The organism is Streptomyces sp. CB02058, assembly GCF_001905505.1.
Taxonomy (GTDB): Bacteria; Actinomycetota; Actinomycetes; order Streptomycetales; family Streptomycetaceae; genus Streptomyces.
The window spans coordinates 780,631-798,446 of sequence record NZ_LIPG01000004.1; the positions used below are offsets into that span (position 1 = coordinate 780,631).

The 17,816-nt window shown below is 67.2% G+C and carries 14 protein-coding genes and 1 pseudogene; 11 read left to right on the forward strand and 4 right to left on the reverse strand.

What is annotated here, in order from left to right; translation table 11 throughout:
* Window positions 1–9 precede the first annotated feature (9 nt).
* Window positions 10–1,314 (reverse strand): hypothetical protein, encoded by a 1,305-nt coding sequence (locus AMK10_RS23960; RefSeq protein WP_143194979.1) that lies wholly within the window; start codon window positions 1,312–1,314, stop codon window positions 10–12.
* A gap of 261 nt (window positions 1,315–1,575) precedes the next feature.
* Between AMK10_RS23960 and AMK10_RS23965 the strand changes: the two genes are divergently transcribed.
* Window positions 1,576–1,806 (forward strand): hypothetical protein, encoded by a 231-nt coding sequence (locus tag AMK10_RS23965; RefSeq protein WP_143194980.1) that lies wholly within the window; start codon window positions 1,576–1,578, stop codon window positions 1,804–1,806.
* A 390-nt stretch (window positions 1,807–2,196) separates the two neighbouring features.
* Here AMK10_RS23965 and AMK10_RS23970 read toward each other — a convergent pair whose 3' ends face one another.
* Window positions 2,197–3,342: a TerD family protein gene (locus tag AMK10_RS23970; RefSeq protein WP_241839650.1), complete on the reverse strand. Its 1,146-nt coding sequence runs from the start codon at window positions 3,340–3,342 to the stop codon at window positions 2,197–2,199.
* Between the two features lie 639 nt (window positions 3,343–3,981).
* Here AMK10_RS23970 and AMK10_RS23975 point away from each other — a divergent pair.
* From AMK10_RS23975 to AMK10_RS38740, 8 genes are all read left to right on the forward strand, one after another.
* Window positions 3,982–5,274, forward strand: coding sequence for a helix-turn-helix domain-containing protein (locus tag AMK10_RS23975; RefSeq protein WP_073749957.1), 1,293 nt, complete (start codon window positions 3,982–3,984; stop codon window positions 5,272–5,274).
* A gap of 14 nt (window positions 5,275–5,288) precedes the next feature.
* Window positions 5,289–6,044 (forward strand): toll/interleukin-1 receptor domain-containing protein, encoded by a 756-nt coding sequence (locus tag AMK10_RS23980; protein ID WP_073749958.1) that lies wholly within the window; start codon window positions 5,289–5,291, stop codon window positions 6,042–6,044.
* Complete coding sequence (locus AMK10_RS23985; protein WP_073749959.1) at window positions 6,041–8,044, forward strand: hypothetical protein; 2,004 nt, start codon at window positions 6,041–6,043, stop codon at window positions 8,042–8,044. Before AMK10_RS23980 ends, AMK10_RS23985 begins: the two co-directional genes overlap by 4 nt.
* Window positions 8,041–9,123, forward strand: a complete 1,083-nt coding sequence (locus tag AMK10_RS37750) for a hypothetical protein (RefSeq protein ID WP_073749960.1) — start codon at window positions 8,041–8,043, stop codon at window positions 9,121–9,123. The genes AMK10_RS23985 and AMK10_RS37750 overlap by 4 nt, the downstream gene beginning before the upstream one ends.
* A 17-nt stretch (window positions 9,124–9,140) precedes the next feature.
* Window positions 9,141–9,578: a hypothetical protein gene (locus AMK10_RS23995; RefSeq protein WP_073749961.1), complete on the forward strand. Its 438-nt coding sequence runs from the start codon at window positions 9,141–9,143 to the stop codon at window positions 9,576–9,578.
* Between the two features lie 379 nt (window positions 9,579–9,957).
* A complete protein-coding gene (locus tag AMK10_RS24005; RefSeq protein ID WP_198959769.1) occupies window positions 9,958–10,599 on the forward strand; it encodes a hypothetical protein in 642 nt (213 codons plus the stop codon).
* Between the two features lie 273 nt (window positions 10,600–10,872).
* The gene (locus AMK10_RS24015; protein ID WP_073749965.1) at window positions 10,873–11,115 is read left to right on the forward strand and encodes a hypothetical protein; all 243 of its coding nucleotides are present in this window, start codon (window positions 10,873–10,875) and stop codon (window positions 11,113–11,115) included.
* A gap of 1,023 nt (window positions 11,116–12,138) precedes the next feature.
* Window positions 12,139–13,202 (forward strand): IS630 family transposase gene (locus AMK10_RS38740; protein WP_443333123.1). Its coding sequence is split into 2 segments (ribosomal slippage): window positions 12,139–12,586 and window positions 12,586–13,202, totalling 1,065 coding nucleotides; the frame shifts between segments, so codons are not numbered across the junction.
* A gap of 3 nt (window positions 13,203–13,205) precedes the next feature.
* Here AMK10_RS38740 and AMK10_RS38185 read toward each other — a convergent pair.
* Together AMK10_RS38185 and AMK10_RS24040 are read right to left on the reverse strand one after the other, a co-directional pair.
* Window positions 13,206–14,111 carry a hypothetical protein gene (locus AMK10_RS38185; protein WP_241839651.1) on the reverse strand — a complete coding sequence of 302 codons (906 nt, stop codon included), beginning with the start codon at window positions 14,109–14,111 and terminating at the stop codon, window positions 13,206–13,208.
* 1,019 nt (window positions 14,112–15,130) lie between these two features.
* Entirely contained in the window at window positions 15,131–15,442 is a 312-nt protein-coding gene (locus AMK10_RS24040; RefSeq protein ID WP_143194982.1) for a hypothetical protein, read from the reverse strand.
* A 197-nt stretch (window positions 15,443–15,639) separates the two neighbouring features.
* Here AMK10_RS24040 and AMK10_RS38190 point away from each other — a divergent pair, with 197 nt between their 5' ends.
* Window positions 15,640–15,975 (forward strand): transposase family protein, encoded by a 336-nt coding sequence (locus AMK10_RS38190; RefSeq protein ID WP_241839652.1) that lies wholly within the window; start codon window positions 15,640–15,642, stop codon window positions 15,973–15,975.
* Window positions 15,976–15,986: 11 nt separating this feature from the next.
* Window positions 15,987–16,661: pseudogene (locus tag AMK10_RS24045) on the forward strand (ISAs1 family transposase); the annotation flags it as partial.
* Window positions 16,662–17,816: the final 1,155 nt, after the last annotated feature.

Consider the following 17,816-nt stretch of genomic DNA (forward strand, 5'->3'; position numbering starts at 1 on the left):
CACGCCCGCTCAGCGGATGGTCAGGGACACGTGGTCGTTGAGTACGAGCGTGTCGTGGCGTCGGACGGGGACGACCGCGTCGCGGCAGACGTCGACCGTCTCGTCCCCACGGAGTAGCACCGCGCCGCGAGCGCCGCTCAGGTGGGTGTACGTCCAGCCGTCGTCGGACAGTTCGAGGGTTCCGTGGGTGCGGCTGATGTCGGGCCGGTTGACGCTGATGTCCTTGAGACTGCGACCGATCGTCACGTAGTTCGATGCGGTGAGGTGCGTGGTCACCACCGCCTCGTCCACGATCACCGACACGTCGAGGGCGTCCTGGAGGGTGGGGCGGCCCGTAGCCGGCCCGTCTGTGTACAGCACACGCAGGGATCGGCCGTCGGGGAGTCGCAGGAGGCTTTCGTTCGGGAGGAATACGGTCGTGCCGGGACGGATGCCCGTCCCCTGGCCCTCGCCCAGCACGATCCGGTCCGGGGACTTCTGGACCCATTGGAAACCGGGGCGTCCGTCAACACTGTCGAACCAGCGGAAGGCTCCGACCACGGTGCCGTCCTCGTCCGTCCCGCCCACCGCCGGCCCGTGCGGCGTCAGGGAGATCGGCAGATCCAGCGGCCGGCCCAGGTAGTGGCGCACCGTCTCGCCACCTCGCTCCTCGCGGCGGCCCTGAGGAGCACGTGGCTCCTCCAGAAGGTCAAGGGTGGCGCCCGCTTGCGGGGCGCTGTCGGCGACCAGCGGCACCCACACACGCTGTACTGCGGGTTCAGAGGGGCCGCGCCGCAGGAGGCCGCGCGAGGCGTTCACCCATGCTGTGACTTCGAGCCAGCCGTGGCGGGCCTCGTCCTGGCGGACGAAGAACCGGAACTCCCGGCTGCCGGCGAGTACGCCGCGCTTCCCCGGAATCGACCACCGCAGGTGGTCCGTACCGATTCCGGTGACGTCGCTGACCACTTCCTGCCGGTTCGTGGTCCGATTCAGCCCACCACCGACCGTACCGATGCCAGGAGCCAGCGAGACGGTCGCGCTCGACACCGTTGGAACCGCTATGGATTCCGCAGCCGGAGACGGGGCACAGGCAACCGGGGGCGGACAGCCACGGGGCGCGTGGAGCCGTACAGAGACAACCAGTTCGAGGTCCGACTTCGCCTGCACGGACCGTACGGTGACGGGAACCGCGACCACGAGGTGCCGCGACGCCTCACGCGCCGCACCGGTGAGTCCCGCCTCCTCCAGCATCGACGAGGTCGCGACGTCGCAATCGATCCCACCGATGACGACCGTCTGCACTCGCGCGGAACGGCCGCCGTCGTGTCCGCGCATGGATCAACCCCCTGTGAATGAAAGCGAGTTTTACGCAAACTCATCATGCCCGACATCACTGTTACGTGAGCTGCAGCTGAACAAATGCCGTGCAAGGTGGCTGAGTCGCGCTGTATCGTCCTGATCGCGTAGACCATTCCGGGGGCCGCCGAAACCTTGCGAACTCCAGGACTTCCTCGACGCGATTTCGCAGTTCGCCGACCCCGAAGCGGCGCTGGAACGCCTGCCGGTGAGCAACCTGCGCCCGCGCATCTCGGCGAGTTGGGTGCATTGCTCCCGCCGGAGTTGGTCGTCGCGACCGCGCTGGGCTGCTTCAGCCGGAAGGTCGTCGGCTGGACCATCGCCGACCACATGCGCACCGATCTGGGTGCCGACGCCCGGAAGATGGCCGCCCGCACCCGCGGCAGCCTGGACGGCGCGGTGTCCACGCCGACCACGAAGCCCAATACGCGGCCAAGGCCTTCGCCGACCCCTGTGACCAGCTCGAAGTGACCCGGTCGATGGGGGCGATCGGCTCGAGCGCGGACAACGCGGCCTGCGAAAGCTTCCACGCGTCCCCCAAACGCGAGACGCCTCCAGGGCGTCCGAGGCTACGGCGACGCCGCCACCTGCAGAAGGACCGTCTTCGCCCGGCTGACCCGCTACAACACCCGCCGACGGCACTCCGCCAACGGCCACCTCAGCCCCGACGAATACGAACGCCGACACCACACCTCTAACCTCACGCTCACCGCGTGATCACCAACCGCGTGTCCACCGCCACGGGGGAAGGCCCGTCCATGCGTTCGTCCATGCAGACTCCCTCGATCCCAAGGCCCTCCATAAAGAATTCGGCCGCCCCTGGCACCCCGGTCTCGCCTCGCTCCTCGTGCTGATGCTTAGTCATTCGGCGATGTCGACGCCGTAGTGCCGGGCAAGGCCGGCGAGAGCATGGTCGTATCCCTGTCCGACCGCACGCAGTCGCCAGCCATCGCCCCGGCGGTAGATCTCGGCGAGGATCATGGTGCGCTCGGTAGTGGCGGCGTCGAGGGCGGCCCGTGCGACGGGGGCCTCACCGACCCCGCAGGTGGCGATGACCTCCACCGCGCCGACATCGCAGAACGTCGCGTCGCCGTCGATCGCCGCCGCGACCACGACCCTGCTCACCTCCAGGGGCAGCCGCTCCAGGTCGACGCTGATGGCCTGCTCCGTCGGGCCGTCCGTGGCGAGCCGGACCGTGCCGTCGGGGTGTTCGGTCGCCCCATGGAAGACGAAGTCCTCGTCTCCCGCGACCTGCTCCTGCGCGTCCAGTACGAAGGCGACGACATCGACTTCGCACATGGTGAGCTGCCCCCAAGTGGCTGCCACCGTCCACTCCGCAGAGGTATCCGGCAGGTCGACAACCGCACCACGGACCAAGACCTCAGCCATGTCCCTCGCCCCTGCGACTGCCGGGCTCTGCGACACGGGCCGGAGTTCCGGGGCGGGCGCCGGACCGTGTGCGAGAAGCCAGTTGGCGTCGTGGACAGGCAGACCGAGTGAGCTGATGCGGCTCATACGGCGGTCCGGCTCCCCACCGGGATGCAGCACGATGTCGGTGACTCTCGCCGAGAGATTGACCGCCACGGAGGCGCCGAGCCCGGCAGCACGGGCACGCGCAGCCCCGGCTTCCTCATGGGTGCCACCCAGCACTAGCACGCGGCGCCCGGCGAGCAGCCGGTCCGCCCTGGCGGAAGCGGTTCGTGCGACCGGTGCGGCGATACGCTGAGTGGGCAGTTTCGGAGCGGGTGTGCCGGTCGCGGCCGCCGCATTCCCTGGTATCGGTGTGCCGGTGGCACGGCGTCGGTCGGCGACGGCGGCCTGGGCCGTGCCTTTGGCCTGACCGGGCCGCACGTCGTCCAGCAACCGCAGATAGGTCTGCTCGTCCACCAGGGGAACGCCTTCGGCAACGGCCCGGCGTAGTTTGGCGGTCCCCTCGCCAGGATCATTGGTGACCAGGAGGCTGGTCTGTCCGCTGACCGAAGTCATCATGTTGAGGCCGGCCGCCACCGAGCGGAGCCGGGGAGAGCATGAGCACTGGTGCGGCCTCCCACCATGGCCCCTTGCAGTTGGTCCGGCCGGACGTACCCCGTACAGTCAGGCCCTGCCGACGCCACCCAAGAACGACAACCGCACCTGCCGATTGTGATTCGAGACGTTCGTGTCCACCAAACTCCGTTAAGGCAACCTGCAGGATAGCCGCCGAACACCTCTCAGGTCGCACGATCTTCGTTCGAGACGGACGGATGGTGCGGATGCCCCGCGAGTCCGGCAGTCGTACCTGGGCGCCAGTCGCGCTGCCCTGCGAGACAGCCAGCACCGCCCATCCGGTGGCCAGGTCTGAGCACCTGCTGGTTGCGCTCGACGAATACCGCCAGATAAACACCGGCTTGCGCTCTAGCCCGGATCCCGTCACCGCCGACCAGCTGCCGTCGGGATCGGGGCGGTGGACCTCGGTCGAATGCAGGGGCGCACGCGCAACATCACTGTGGTCACCACGCCCCAAACAGCACCCGATTCAGGGAGTAGCGCCCCTCACCTGCGGAGAAGGAAACGGGAAACAGCATCGATCGCCTTGTCCGTCCGGCTGGCACTGCCGCACTCTTACCTGCGAACGCCTTCGCCTGGACGGTCGGTCAGGAGAGTCCCGTGCCACAGCCGTCCACCGGGTTCGGCGAGGAGTTGAGAAAGCGTCGTCTGGACGCAGGACTCAGCCTCACCACACTGTCCGGCGCCGTGCACTACAGCAAGGCGCAGCTGAGCAAGGTCGAACGAGGCATCAAGGCTCCCAGCCGGGATCTCGTCCGTCTGTGCGACGCCGTCCTCCAGGCCGAGGGAGCACTTGTCGCCCTGGCCACCCGACCTGTTGCGGACACACCGCTTGTGCAGACTTCCGGCGCGATCGATGAGGAGGAGTGGACCATGCAACTGTCACCGGATGGCCCGAGTTGGTTTCAGCCCTTAGGACGGCGACAGGTCGTGGGGGCAGGCGCCGCATCGCTGATGAGGTTGGGCAGGGGCGGCCCGGGACCGGTCGCCCCTGCTGCAGGCGCGGGGATGCTGGAGGCGTCCCGCTCTCTGTTCACGCACTACCGGCGTCTGGGGCAGAGCGTCGAGCCCGGCTATCTACTTCCCGGCCTGATCGCCCAGACACACACGCTGCGGGAACTGTCCGTGCACGTCGATGACGGCACCCGTCGGGATCTGCTGGCTCTCGGCTCCCGCTACGCCGAGTACGTGGGCTGGCTGATGCAGGAGACAGGCGACGAGCACGCGGCACTTTGGTGGACGCAGCGCGCGGTGGATCTGGCAGCCGCCGGCGGCGACCACGCACTGGGCGGCTACGCATTGGTCCGCAGGGCCCTGATCACGTTGTACCAGGATGACGCGGCAGAGACGGTCGCGCTGGCGCAGCGGGCCCAAAGCGACACGCTGCCACCGCGGATCCGCGGACTGGCGGCGCAACGCGAGGCGCAAGGCCATGCACTGGCAGGCGATCGTGACGCCTGTCTGCGGGCTCTGGACCGGGCCCGCACATTCCTTGCCCGTAATGACGGCGGCGCCGAAACTCCGGTGATCGGCAGCATGCACCTACCAGACTCGGTCGGCATGGTCACCGGCTGGTGCCTGGTCGACCTCGGCCGTCCGCGGGAGGCCGCTGAGGAACTGGACCGGCAGCTCGTCCTGGTCTCCCGGGACGCGGTCCGCACCCAGGTGCGGTACGGGATACGCCGGGCGTTGGCCTACGCGTCGGACGGCGAAATCGACCACGCCTGTGCTGTGACGGAGTCGCTTCTCGACGGGGTGGTCACGGTCCGGTCCGCGACCGTCACGATCGATCTTCGGCGTCTCACCCGTCTCCTGGCTCGACATCCCACGCACGCTGCCGTACGCCGGCTTGCTCCGCGTCTCGGCACGTTAACGCACCCTCCCACATCCTGAAGAGAGGCTTAGAGATGACCGATGTATTCATCAACTACCGTACAGGGGACGGCGACAAGACGGCTGCCCTGATCGACCAGGAGCTCTCGCGTCGCTTCGGCAGTGGCCGGATTTTCCGTGCCTCGAAGTCCATCGCTCCCGGTCAGGCATACCCCGATGAACTGCTTACGGGCCTGCGTCGCTGCGCGGTGGTTCTGGCTGTCATCGGACCGGACTGGACGAATTTCCAGCGCCGGCTGCGCGACCCCGAGGACTGGGTACGCAAGGAGATCATGGAGGCATTCGACTGTGAGCTTACCGTCGTTCCCGTACTTGACGGCCGGAAGACCGACCGACTGAACAAAGCCGACCTGCCTGACGAACTGGCCTGGCTTACAGAGATCCAGTCCGTCCCGTTCAGCACACATGACACCGAGGCAGGTCTGAAACGCGTTGGTGACGTGGTGGCCGACATCGTCCCGGGTCTGCGCGACCTGGACCGTGACGCCGTCTCCCCGCTCACACCGGGCTCGGTGACCAACTCGATCGGGGAAGTGAGCGGCACGGCCGTACAGAGTCGTGACTTCACCGGCGACGTCGGCGGCACCGTCATCAAAGCCTCCACCGGTCCCGTGCACACGGGCCAGGGCGATATCTACCAGAATTCCCGCAATGAGTCGGGGGGCCGGCACTTCTCGGGCAACGGGATGACGTACTTCGAGGGCGACCACCACGGTGACATCAGGCACCGGTTCGGTGAAGCCCAAGAACATGAGGGCGACGACCGGTGAGCGAACGCAGCGGCAGTACATGGGTCACCAGCACGAGCGGGGCCCTGCACAACGGCACCGGGGACATGTACGTCACCATCGACGCCCACCAGCGGAGCTCGGGCAGACCTTCCTTCCGGCGCGTCGCCGATGACCAGCTCGCGTGGCATCGGCGCGTGCTGGTCGCTCCACCCGGTATGGGAAACGCCCGCCTCCAACTGGCCGGCACTGGCACTGTGATTCTGGATGGCGCACCTGGCAGCGGCCGGACCTCCACGGCCCGTGTACTCCTACGCGAACACCACACGGACACCGGCGCCTTTCGGGAGCTCTTGCCAGACGAGGAAGGCGAACTTCCCCTCACCGACCCGGAACTGGTCGGAGCCGGCGACCGCCTGCTGCTGGATATGTCGGCCGCTGAGGCCGAACGGTGGGCCGCCGCTCGGGCCGGTCTCTCCGCCCTCCGCAAGGCGGTACACGAGCAGAACGCACATCTCGTGGTCGTCATGCCTTATCGGGGAATCCTCGACTCCGACCTGCAGCAGTACAGGGTCGAGATTCAGCAGCCTTGCCGCAAGCGGGTCCTGCGGCGCCACCTTCGCGTGCATGGGGTGCCGAGCGAGCACTACCTCCGCCCGGATGCCACAGTCACGGACTTCGTCCGCGAGCCGAGGCCGCTGCGAGAGATAGCGGATTTCGCCGACCTCGTACGGCGTGCGCGCGAGGCCGCCGCGGGGGACGGAGGGTTCGCGCAGTGGTGTACAAGTGCGCACAAGGCACGGGCCGACCGGCGGGAAGAGATCGCCACCCTCGTCGCCACGTTGGGCGACAGCCCTCAGAGGGCACTGCTGATCACCGTCGCCATGCTCCACGGCGCTCACGCCGACGTGATCCATCGCACCGCTCAACTCCTGCTGGATACTGTGGGTCTGCCGCCCGACGATGTTCCGCTGCTGCAGCGTAGGGACCTCGCAGAGCGCTTGGCGGAAATCTCCGCCGGTGTCGGACCGGACGGTCACGTGCGGTTCGGGGAGTTGGACCACGACTCCGCCGTCCGCGCCCACTTCTGGGACCACATGCCCGACCTTCGCCAGTATCTGGGCATGTGGACCGCGCGCAGCGTGGCGCTGAACGGCCCGCACATCACCCAAGCACTCCGCGACGGCCTCGTGGCGAAGCTGGCCGGAGAGTATCTACGGACAGGTCGCCCGGAAGGACTGGCGTCGCTGGCCGAAGCCTGGGGCTCGACGGCCGCGAGCAAGGCTGGGCTGGAGGCCGCCGTCCAAGCACTCACCTGTGGTCTCGGTGATCGGGTACATGCACGGAGCCTCCGAGACTGGATCTACCAATGGTGCACCAGCAAGCAGCTCAAGGAGCAATTCGCCCAGGTCCTGGTCCAGGTCTGTGCCGACGTCGTCGCAGCCGGCCACCCCGACCAGGCCATGCTCCGGCTGTACTACCTGGCTCGCCGCGAGCACAGCACCGGCAGCGCGCTGCATGCGCTGAGCGACCTGGTGGAGACGAGCCACCGACTGCGCCGTAGGTTGCTTCACCGGCTGGCACGCTCCGAACTATCGCGGGCTGACCTCGGCATTTTCCTGCGGGTCGGAGTCGCCGAAGCTCTGACCGACCCGTACGACAACGGACGCACGCTGGCGGAAGAGGAGAGCGTGCAGTCGTCCGTGACCACCTGCTGGCGCGCCGTACTGAACGGGCTGCCTCGGCCGACATGGCAGCCGTACGCAGAACGCTGGATGCACGCAGCGACTGATGCCGGGCACGAGGGTGACCTCTTGCTCGAACTCCTCGTCAGTGCCGCCGACCGGTGCGACGGCCGACGCGGTGCAGCCTTCGCCGCGCTCTACGCGACCGCCCGCGACGCAGAACGCACCGCGCCCGTCGGATCCTCGCGCGCCGCGCTCACCACCGACCTGCTACTTCAGAAGATCTGCTCAGCTCAACGCCTGAGCCGCCCGACCACACCGCCTCGCGCGGAGTCAACCAGGGGGAACGAACCGTGACCACCGGCCACAAGACGACAACCGTCTTCCTCACCATCCTGTGCGGTCTGGTGCTGACCATTTTCGGCCTGACGGAGCAGTGGCCCACATGGGCATGGCCGCCCGTTGCGGTGATCCTCGTCGCAGCCCCCGGCGTGGTTTTCAAAATCGCCGGGCGCCGTCGCGGCTCCGTGCCAGTCGCCTTCGAGGAACACCACACGGCGGCTCCCATCGAGCGCACGGAGCACCACGTCAGCCGAGTGGCACTTCCCAGTCAATGGCCCGACTACGACTTCTTGATCTCCGCAACCGTTCGCTGGTACGCCCTCGACGCTTCCCGTCCCGGCCGGGTACTGAACCCAGCAGGCCTCGCAGTCGAATCCGTACTGGACCGTGCCCGAGCAGTCACCGAGCAGCGGGAGCCCGGTCGAGTCTCACTCGTCCAGCACGAACTGAGCGGTGCGCTCAGCTCGCTGCTTCCTGACAGCACCGGGCAGCTCCACGCCATGGCGGAGGATGTGCGGCTCACCCTGCACGAGCACGACCAGGAACGCCTGGACAGCCTCGCTGGGGTACGCAAGGACCAGGCAGTCTGGGAACACCAGCGGAAATACGAGCAGAACAAGCGCAAGTACCTGGGCGAAGACGTGCTGAAGGACACCGGCAGCGCCGTGGTCTGGTGGCTCGCCAAGAACGACGAAAAGGTCGAGAGGACCGTGGAAGACCTCGGCCTGCTCGCCCAGCTTACTTCCGCGGCCAACGACACCGACGTTCCCGAACGGTTGCGGGACCTCATCCCGCAGCAGCGTGAGGTGGAGGACTGCCAGGTGCCATTGGATCGGCAGGCAGCCCCCTTCGGCCGGGCACCGACGGCCGCGGACCACCTCGCGGACGCACTGATCGCTCTCGACCTCGAGGACGCGGACACCCAAAGGAGGTTGCTGGCGAAGCAGTTCGCCGATGCCATCAGGGACCAGGATCAGCATGAGACGGCTGACGATCTGGTGCGCCGGTTCGACCCGCCGGCGGCCTTCACCCCGGACGACGGAGAGCGGCCTGAGAGCACCGGCGGCACAACCCGACCGACATCCGGGATCTGACCCCAGGAAAGGAAACAATGGACCCCGAGTTCACCGCTCTCGCCGCCTCGGGAGCAACCACGTTGGTCTCACTCATGGTCACCGATTCTTGGACGCAGGCGCGTGCGCTCGTCGGCCGGCTCTTGTCACGCGCTGATGCAGGCGGCACCACGATCGCCGACCTTGACGCCGCACGGACCAGGCTGCTTGCCGGCGACGCGCAAGCCACCTGTGAGATCACGGACCGATGGCACACTGACCTGTACAGGCTTCTACAGACGGCCTCTGTCACCAGCGCCGAGCTGCATGAGGTGCTGACCTCTCTCCGGCAGCTGGTCAACACATCCGTGGCCCACCCGGTACCCGTACACAACAACGTCAACGGTGGAGTTCAGCACGGCCCGGTGATTCAGTCAGGCCGGATCACCGGGCTCACTTTCCATGCCCATGGCACCGGCCTCCCCGTGCAGGACTGAGATGCGCGCGAACCGGCCTCACTTACGGGCGATCAGCTCGACGAGGAGACAAAGATCCGAAACCAACCGGCCGCTTCTGGGTGGCGGTTACCGTGGATGTCACGGATCCCCCGAAAGCTGGGGGCGGCATGGGACTGGCGAACGAAAAGATCATCTCCCAGGCCCCGGAGCTGCGGTCCCTGGACCGGTTCCCCGCTTTCCTGGCTGCGCGCAGGAGCCTGCTGGCCAACGTTCTCAACGAACGACGTTGGAGAAGACGCATGATCGCGGTGACGCTCCGCTTCTCATCTGACCAGAGGGCGCCTGCCAGTAGCGCCCCACTGGGCGGGCGCTACTGGCAGGCTTAACCCTCTACCTGCTTCATCGTTCGGAGGACTGCGTGGGAACCGAGCTCGGGCCGATGGCCATCGCGCGTCGCAGTGGCGACGAGTTGATACACGCCGACGGCAGGACGGTGGGCAAGCTCTCCGACTTCTGGAGTTGGGCGTGCTCCGACCTGACCAACAACACAATGCGCGGTGTGCTGGCCGAGTACCTCGTGGCCACCGCGCTGGGCGCTGCCACCGGTACCCGTACCGAATGGGACGCGGTTGACATCCGCACGCCCCAGAACTGGCGTATCGAGGTGAAGTCGACGGCCTACCTCCAGTCGTGGGCACAGTCGCAGACGTCGAGAGTCTCCTACGGCATCGCGCCCTCCTCCGGTTGGGACGCCCGGACCGGCATCACTTCAGCCGATGCACTGCGCAGCGCGGACGTGTACGTGTTCTGCCTTCTACATCACCAGGAGAAGCAGACGTTAGATCCTCTGGACCTTGACCAGTGGACCTTCTATGTCCTGCCCACTCACGTCCTGGACGAGCGTTGTCGGCTTCAGAAGACCATCACCTTGGCCAGCCTTGAGAGCCTCAAGCCGTTGAAGACCGGCTTCGTCGGCCTCCCGGAAGCTGTCTCGGCCTGCGCCGAAGGTTCGCGGCACCATGGCGGTCAAGCTCCAGATGATCATTGTCGGACAACGTGACTCACGCAGCCATGAGGGAATAGAAGGCGATTCGCCAGCGAGATCGAGCACCTACGCCCCGCGGACGCGAACAATGCTTGTTGACATCGCCAACGCACCAGCTCTCGAATCTTCGAAGCCGCGCTGGTCCGAGCCGAGGAGCAGTGGCAGGAGATCTGGGGCGATCACCTCTGGGACGACGAGAACGAGCGGGTCACCCACAGGGAGCAGCACCGGGCCGAGGCCGAGCTGGAAGCAGTCAAGGAGCCGGCCGCACGATCCGGAGCCCACCTCATGGCTCTCGTCGACCACATCGGCGACACCCTCTGGCTCAAGGTCGTGGAGGCGGTGGAGGACGGCAATCGTGACCGTGCCGTCCTGGCGCTGGCTGCCGCGAACTCCGCCGGTCGGGAGACCGAAGCCGCGTACAAGTTGTACGAGGTCAACCTGTCGATCCAGTTCGAGAAGGCGCCGGGGTCGATGGGCGCCATGGGCGAGTTCCTGAGCGACGCCCGGGATTGGTTGCTGTCGCAGTAGCCCGGGTGACGGCACTGCCCCCGGGGGGCGAGGCGGGCGTCAGTTCCTCCCGCAACCGGCTCGCCTGGCACGTCGGCGTCTACGCACGCCGCCACGGGCACGCGGCACCACACGCCTGCTCGTCGCCATCGCACGGGTAGGCGGCTGCCACATCGCCGCTGCCCACCAGTCCGAAGACGGACCCCGCCCTGACTCTGCGTCGGAACAGAGCAGAGGAGGGCAATGCCCGATCAGCCACTGAGCATCGCCGCCCCCTGAGCCCAATTCCACGCCATGGCTCCGCTCCTCAAACGGGGCGGGGTACGGCCGCGATATCTCGGCTGGACCCGATTGCCCACAGCGAAGCCTGCCCGTCGGCATCCTGCGGTGCCAGGAGCCATGAGACCGGGTCACGGCCAAGACTCGTGCGGTGCTACCGGGCGCGAGGAAACTTCGACGGGCGCCCTCCAACAACCGCCCTGTTGTTGCCCTTGACCACGAGCACCCACCGGAACGAGCGGTCGTACGCGGCTCCAAAGACCCATAAGCCGCGAGACGGTCTGCAGCTTGCCAGCCTCGATGCCCTTCGTGGCGACTCAGCGCATCCGACAGGAAGCCCAATAGAGGAGCCACTTACCTCCCGTCGCCCGTGATGCAGAACCGGGCACCGGCGGGTACCCACGTCGTCACATGCTCCGCCCTGACTCGGAGAGTCGGCAGTGGGCCCTCTGCGGATGTTTCCCGCTGGGGGTCCCAGAGCCATAGATCGTCGCCTGAGCGTTCGAAAGTGAGCACCGGGTGCCCCACCGGGAGGGGACCGTTCTCCACGGCCGGCTGGTCAACGACGGGCCTGACGCACACGAGCGTGCCATCCAGTCCGAAGTACGGAGCGGGGTCCTTGCCCTTGACCGCAGCATGGGCCGCACGTGTCGCCACCGACGACACGTGGTCAAGGCTGGTGGACACGATCGTTACTGAACTTGATCGGGTGATGTCGGGCTGTTCGCCGGACAGCGTGAAGGTGACCTCGGTAGTCCTCGTTCGGTGAGATATCCGCAGGGCGGCGGCTTGACCGACGTCGAGAGAGACGCGCGGGAGCGGATCCGGCGCCAGGCCGTGACGTGCTTCGAGACTGACGGGAAGACCCGGGAGATCGCTGCCATGCTGCGGGTCTCGGAACGGTCGGTGGAACGTTGGCGACGCCAGTGGCGCGAAGGCGGCTACGCCGGCGTGGCCTCCAAGGGGTCACCTGGTCGACCCCGACTATCTGAAGCGCAGATGGTCAGGTTGGAGCGGGAGTTGGAGCTCGGTCCGCTGGCACACGGGTGGGCCGACCAGCGGTGGACGCTGGCCCGCGTGAAGGCGGTGATCGGCAGGCTGTTCCACGTCTCGTACACCGTGGAGGGCACGTGGCGACTGCTGCGGTGCTATGGCTGGTCCTGGCAGCAGCCGCCCCGGCGTGCGATCGAGCGTGACGACGACGCGGTGGAGTTGTGGAAACGAGAGGTGTGGCCGCGGGTAAGAGCACCGCGGCGGCGAACGGCGGTTGGGTGGTCTTCGAAGACGAGGCCGGCCAGTCTATGACGCCGCCGCGTGCCAGGACCTGGGGCCGCAGGGGCAGCACTCCGGTCGTCCGCGTGCGCGGGCGGGGATCGGGTCGAGTCTCCATTGCGGGGATGACCTGCTACAAGCCGGGTGAGCGATCTCGTTTGTTCTACGCGATCCGCGAGTACCGGGGCCGCAAGAACGAACCGAAGGGCTTCGGCTGGAAGGACTACCGCGACCTCGTCATCCGCGCCCACACGCAGCTCGGCGGCCCGATCGTGCTGGTGTGGGACAACCTGCGCATGCACCTCGTTGCGCCACTGAGGGAGTTCTTCGAGTCGAACGCCTCATGGCTCACTGTGTTTCAGCTGCCGGTTTACGCCCCGGACCTCAACCCGCAGGAGGGCATCTGGTCCCTGGTCAAACGCGACATCGGCAACCTGGCAGCCGCCGACCTTGGCCAGGTCACCCGCGCTGTGAAGCGCAAGCTCAAGATGCTGCAGTACAGGCCGGAGGTGATCGACGGATGCCTGGCCGGCACCGGCCTGACCCTGTCGGCGTGATCATCAAAAGATGCCGAAGAAGCGATGCCACCAGCTGGGCCGCTGAACGTGCCATGGCAGTCGGCTTGGCCCGTCGTGGTCGCTCTCCAGCAGTTCCTCGGCAACCACGACATAGCCAAGTTCGACAAGCGCCCGGTTGACCTTGGCAAGGTCCGCGGCGTCCAGTTCGCCCTCGGTCTGAGCGTCATCCGTTCCAAAGAAGGCGCCCGGGTTGTCGGCGCAGACCAGAGCCAGCGAGCCGAACTTGCTCACACAGACGACGATCCGAGTACCGCATACGGTCGCGTCCTCGGGCACGGCAACGCGTCCGTACTCGCTGGAGTCCTGGGTGTCCTGCTCGGCCGTGCAGCGGGCCGCGAAGCGCTTCAACGCCGCCTCGGCCTCTGGCCTGCTGCCCTGGCCCGCCAGCCGGACTGTACGGTGCACGTCTGCGCCGCCAACCGCGACCCACAGCTTCGCAAACCGGCCGCGCAGAGCGCTTCTGCTCCATGTCGGTTCTCGGTACATGTGCCAGAGACTGGTGGCCCCGTCCTCCCGGTCTTGAGGAGCGAGACCCGACTGCTCCACCTCCACGTCGGGACGGTCCGCGGTCAGTGCCCGCACTTGCCGCTCGGCCTCCGCGCGTGCTCCCCACCTGGCCCCGGCAAGCCACATGTCCAGGCGATAGCGCACCTCAGCGCTGCCTCCGGCCTCGTTGCTGTCGTGGGCGTCGTTGTTGTCGCCGAGCGGCCGCACCACCCACTGGGCCTCCTCGAACCGAGCTCGTACCAGCGCCTCCTCGACCGGGTCCTTGCGCATACGAACGACCAAAGTGACCCGAAGACCACCCACGCGCCGAACAGTGGCGGTTCCAGACGGCAGGGCAGGGAGCGATTCCGGCCCCGTGCCGCCCGAATCGGCGAACACCACGTCGTCCACTCCCTGTGAGCGCGAACGCCGGGTCCTGACAATACTGTTCAACAAGCTCACCACGGTCCTCCGATGCAACCTGACGGGCGTGGGAAGCTTGTCCAGCCACGGATGTCGCACGCCCTGCGTGGAACAGATTCACCCGGTCCCTTTTGAGCTGCTGAGCCGCAAGGCAACACACCGCCGACCTCAGTGACCTCGGCGTTGCCCGAAACGAACAGTCCCTCGCATCGGCGAAGAACTCGAAACTCGATGACCGCGGCATAGCAGTCGGCGCGGTGTCGTCCGTCGTGACCACCGTGCAGGCCCTCTCCACCACGGTGGCCGCCCTGCACGGCCGACGGCCTGCCCCCGAAGCGAACGGGGAGCCGTCTGGGAGCCAATCCGCTCCGCGAAGCCCCGCGGCACCCCGCGAGGCCAGCCGAACCCATCACTCTGACCTGCACAAACACCGTCCCGGCAGGCAAGATCAGTAACCGAACCTCATTCGGGACGACGCGGTCATGGGTTCGAATCCCGTCCCCGGCAGAGAACGCCCAACAGGGCTCGTGCAAGGCTTGACCGGCAGGTTCCGGCACGCGGATCGATTGTCCAGTTGGTGCGGCCGGACTTCCCGACTATCGTGCAGCCAGCTCGGCTCACCCACCGAAGAAACTCAACCGAACGTGACGGTTGTTGTTATCAACGTTGGTATCCACCAAGCTCCGTTAAGGCAACCCCGAGGATAGCTTGCCGCCCGGGACCTACAGCCGCCCGTCCGACGTGTGCGAGGAGTAGAGGAGAACCGCTGCTGCTGGTCGACGCGTGCCATTTGGAGCGCAAGACTGGGCGGGGTTCTACACGCACGAACGGCACCATGAAGTTGTGGGCCAGGTCGGCCCACAACTGTCCTGCCGCGCAGCGCTCCTGCCTGTGCACTTCTCGGAGAGCAGCAGCCCATACTCGCGGGGTGAGTTGAACGCCCGCCCTTCATGGGCCGACGGCATCGGACGTATCACCGGCATTGAGCAACTTGTCCCTCACGGCGCCAGCCTGTCACACGCATCCGACTTCTCGACCGTCTCGGTGAAGGGGACGATCAGACGCTTCATGGCGTCGGCGTCCTCGCGATCAGAACCGTAGGCCTGAACTCCGGTGTAGAGCTCTTGCTTGTACTTCGCGTCGACGCAGTCCTGTGTCTTGCCGAAGGCCTGGTTGTCGGAATACACGTACCGCCCCGCGTCCGCGGTCCTCTCCACCCGCTCGAGGGTCTGGCTACGGAGAAAGTACGCCGCGTCACGGCCGCCCTGCCACCATTTCTGCACCGTTCTGACGGCAAGCTTTCCGTCCACGGACACATCGCACCAGGTCGCCGACGGGTTGACGTCGGGCTTGACGGAGAGCTTCTTCCCTGGCGGGCAGGGCTTCGGCGTTGTCGCGTGACGCCCAGTTCGTGATGATCTGTCAGCTCGGCAGTGCCCCGGAACGTGACAGGCACGGCTTCCAAGATCATGGAGTTCTCTACGCCCCGTGATCCGAGTGGAAGACCGTGCCTGCCGACGCATCATCGCTGATCCCGCCTGCCCTTGACCAACTCCGCGAGCATCCCGACGTCGTATCCGAGGAGGTCCCGGGCCTGCTGGAGCGGCTGGCCGAGGTGCCGGACCCGCGGGATCCGCGCGGGGTGCGCCACCGCCTGGCCGTCGTGCTCGCACTCACCGCGTGTGCCGTGCTCGCCGGGGCGACCTCGCTGCTGGCGGTCAGCGATGGATCGCCGATGCCCCGGCGCACGTTCTGGAACGGGTCGGCGCCCATCCCGATCCGCTTCTGCCCAGGCGGGTCCTGCCCGCCGAGACAACGGTCCGTCGACTGCTGGCCCGCATAGACGGCGACGCACTGGACCGAACCGTCGGACGCTGGCTCGCGGATCGCCGCCCCAAGACGACCGGGACCGCCGGGCCGCGCGGCCTGGCCGTGGACGGCAAAAGCCTGCGCGGCGCGGCCAAGGCGAAGGGCCGCAAGATCCACCTGCTCGCCGCACTGGAGCACACCACCGGCCTGGTCCTCGCCCAGCTGGACATCGGCGAGAATACGAACGAGATCACCTGCTTTAAGCCGCTGCTGGACACCGTCGCTGACCTGGCCGGAACCGTCGTCACCAGCGACGCGATGCACACCCAGCGCGAGCACGCCGACTACCTCCTCGACCGGGGCGCCCACTACATCGTGATCGTCAAGGGCAACCAGAAGAAGCTGCGCCGACAGCTCAAGTCCTCTCCCTGGAAGGACATCCCGCTTCAGGGACGCACCCGGGGCATCGGCCACGGCCGCTCGGAGATCCGCCGGATCAAGGTCGCCACCGTGAACAGCCTCCTCTTCCCCGGAGCCCGCCAGGCCATCCAGATCAAGCGTCGGCGCACCGACCGCAAGACCGGCAAGACCACCGTCAAGACGGTCTACGCCGTCACCAGCCTGACCGCCGAGCAGGCCCAGCTCGCCGAACTCGTCCGCGACCACTGGAAGATCGAGGCCCTGCACCATGTCCGCAACACCACCTTCGCCGAGGACGCCTCCCAACTGCGGACCGGCAACGCACCCCGCGCGATGGCCACCTGGCGCAACCTCGCCATCGGAGCCCTCCGCACGGCCGGAGTGAAGAACATCGCGGCCGGCCTCCGCCGCAACGCCCGCGACCCTCGCCGCCCCCTCGCACTCCTCGGCCTCGGATGATCACGAACCGGACGTCATGCGACTACGCCGAAGCCCTGGCCACTGGGGACGTCGAGTCGGCCATGAGTGCGAGGGACATCTGGCCGCCACCGGGGATTACAAATGGCCGTTGACACTCGCGACGAAAACGGGCCTGCCAACGTCCACAAGCTGCAGAAGGCCACGAACAGGACAGCCCGGAAGGGCCAAGCAAGAAGGCCGCCGCGAGGAAGCCCGCCCCAAGCTCGCGACGGCAACGCGGCTGTTGTCAGTGCCGCGTGCGATCCTCACCCCGAAAGTGGGCACTTCAGAAGGAGGCAGGGTGGCGACGGGACGTCAACGGAAGGATCCACGCGATCCGGTGCTGATTATGCGGGATGCCGGGCTCGAACCACTGGAGCCCTATCCAGGAAGTGATAAGCCCTGGCGCTGCCGCCATGAAGCGTGCGGGAGAGAAGTGTCACCGCGGCTGGGCAACATTGCCGCGGGTCGGCAGGGTGGCTGCCGGTACTGCTCAGGCACGGCATCGATTCCGCCGGAGGCGGCGGTGGCGTTGATGCGCTCGGTCAGCCTGGAACCGCTGGAGCCGTATCCCGGGGCGACACCCCCTTGGCGCTGCCGGCACGTGCCGTGCGGTCGGGAGGTCAAGCCGCGCTACTCGTACATCAAACGCGGAGGGGGACCGTGCCGATGGTGCGCGCCGAACGCGCCGGTCGATCCGGACCAGGCCGCCGCGCTCATGAGGTCGGCGGGTCTGGAACCGTTGGAGCTGTATCCCGGGATCGACACGCCCTGGCGGTGCCGCTGCACAACATGCGGCACGATCGGGACACCCACTCATGGGTCGGTCAAGGGCGGACAAGGGGGCTGCGGCCCGTGCGGGCGCAAGAACGCCGGGCAGGGCATCAGCCGGGCATGGTCGCGTCGCCGCGAACTGCCCCGCGCGGACGGGGACCGGGCCGCAATTGAGGCGAAGGACTTCGACCTCGAGCCGCTGGAGTCCTACCCAGGACCGAG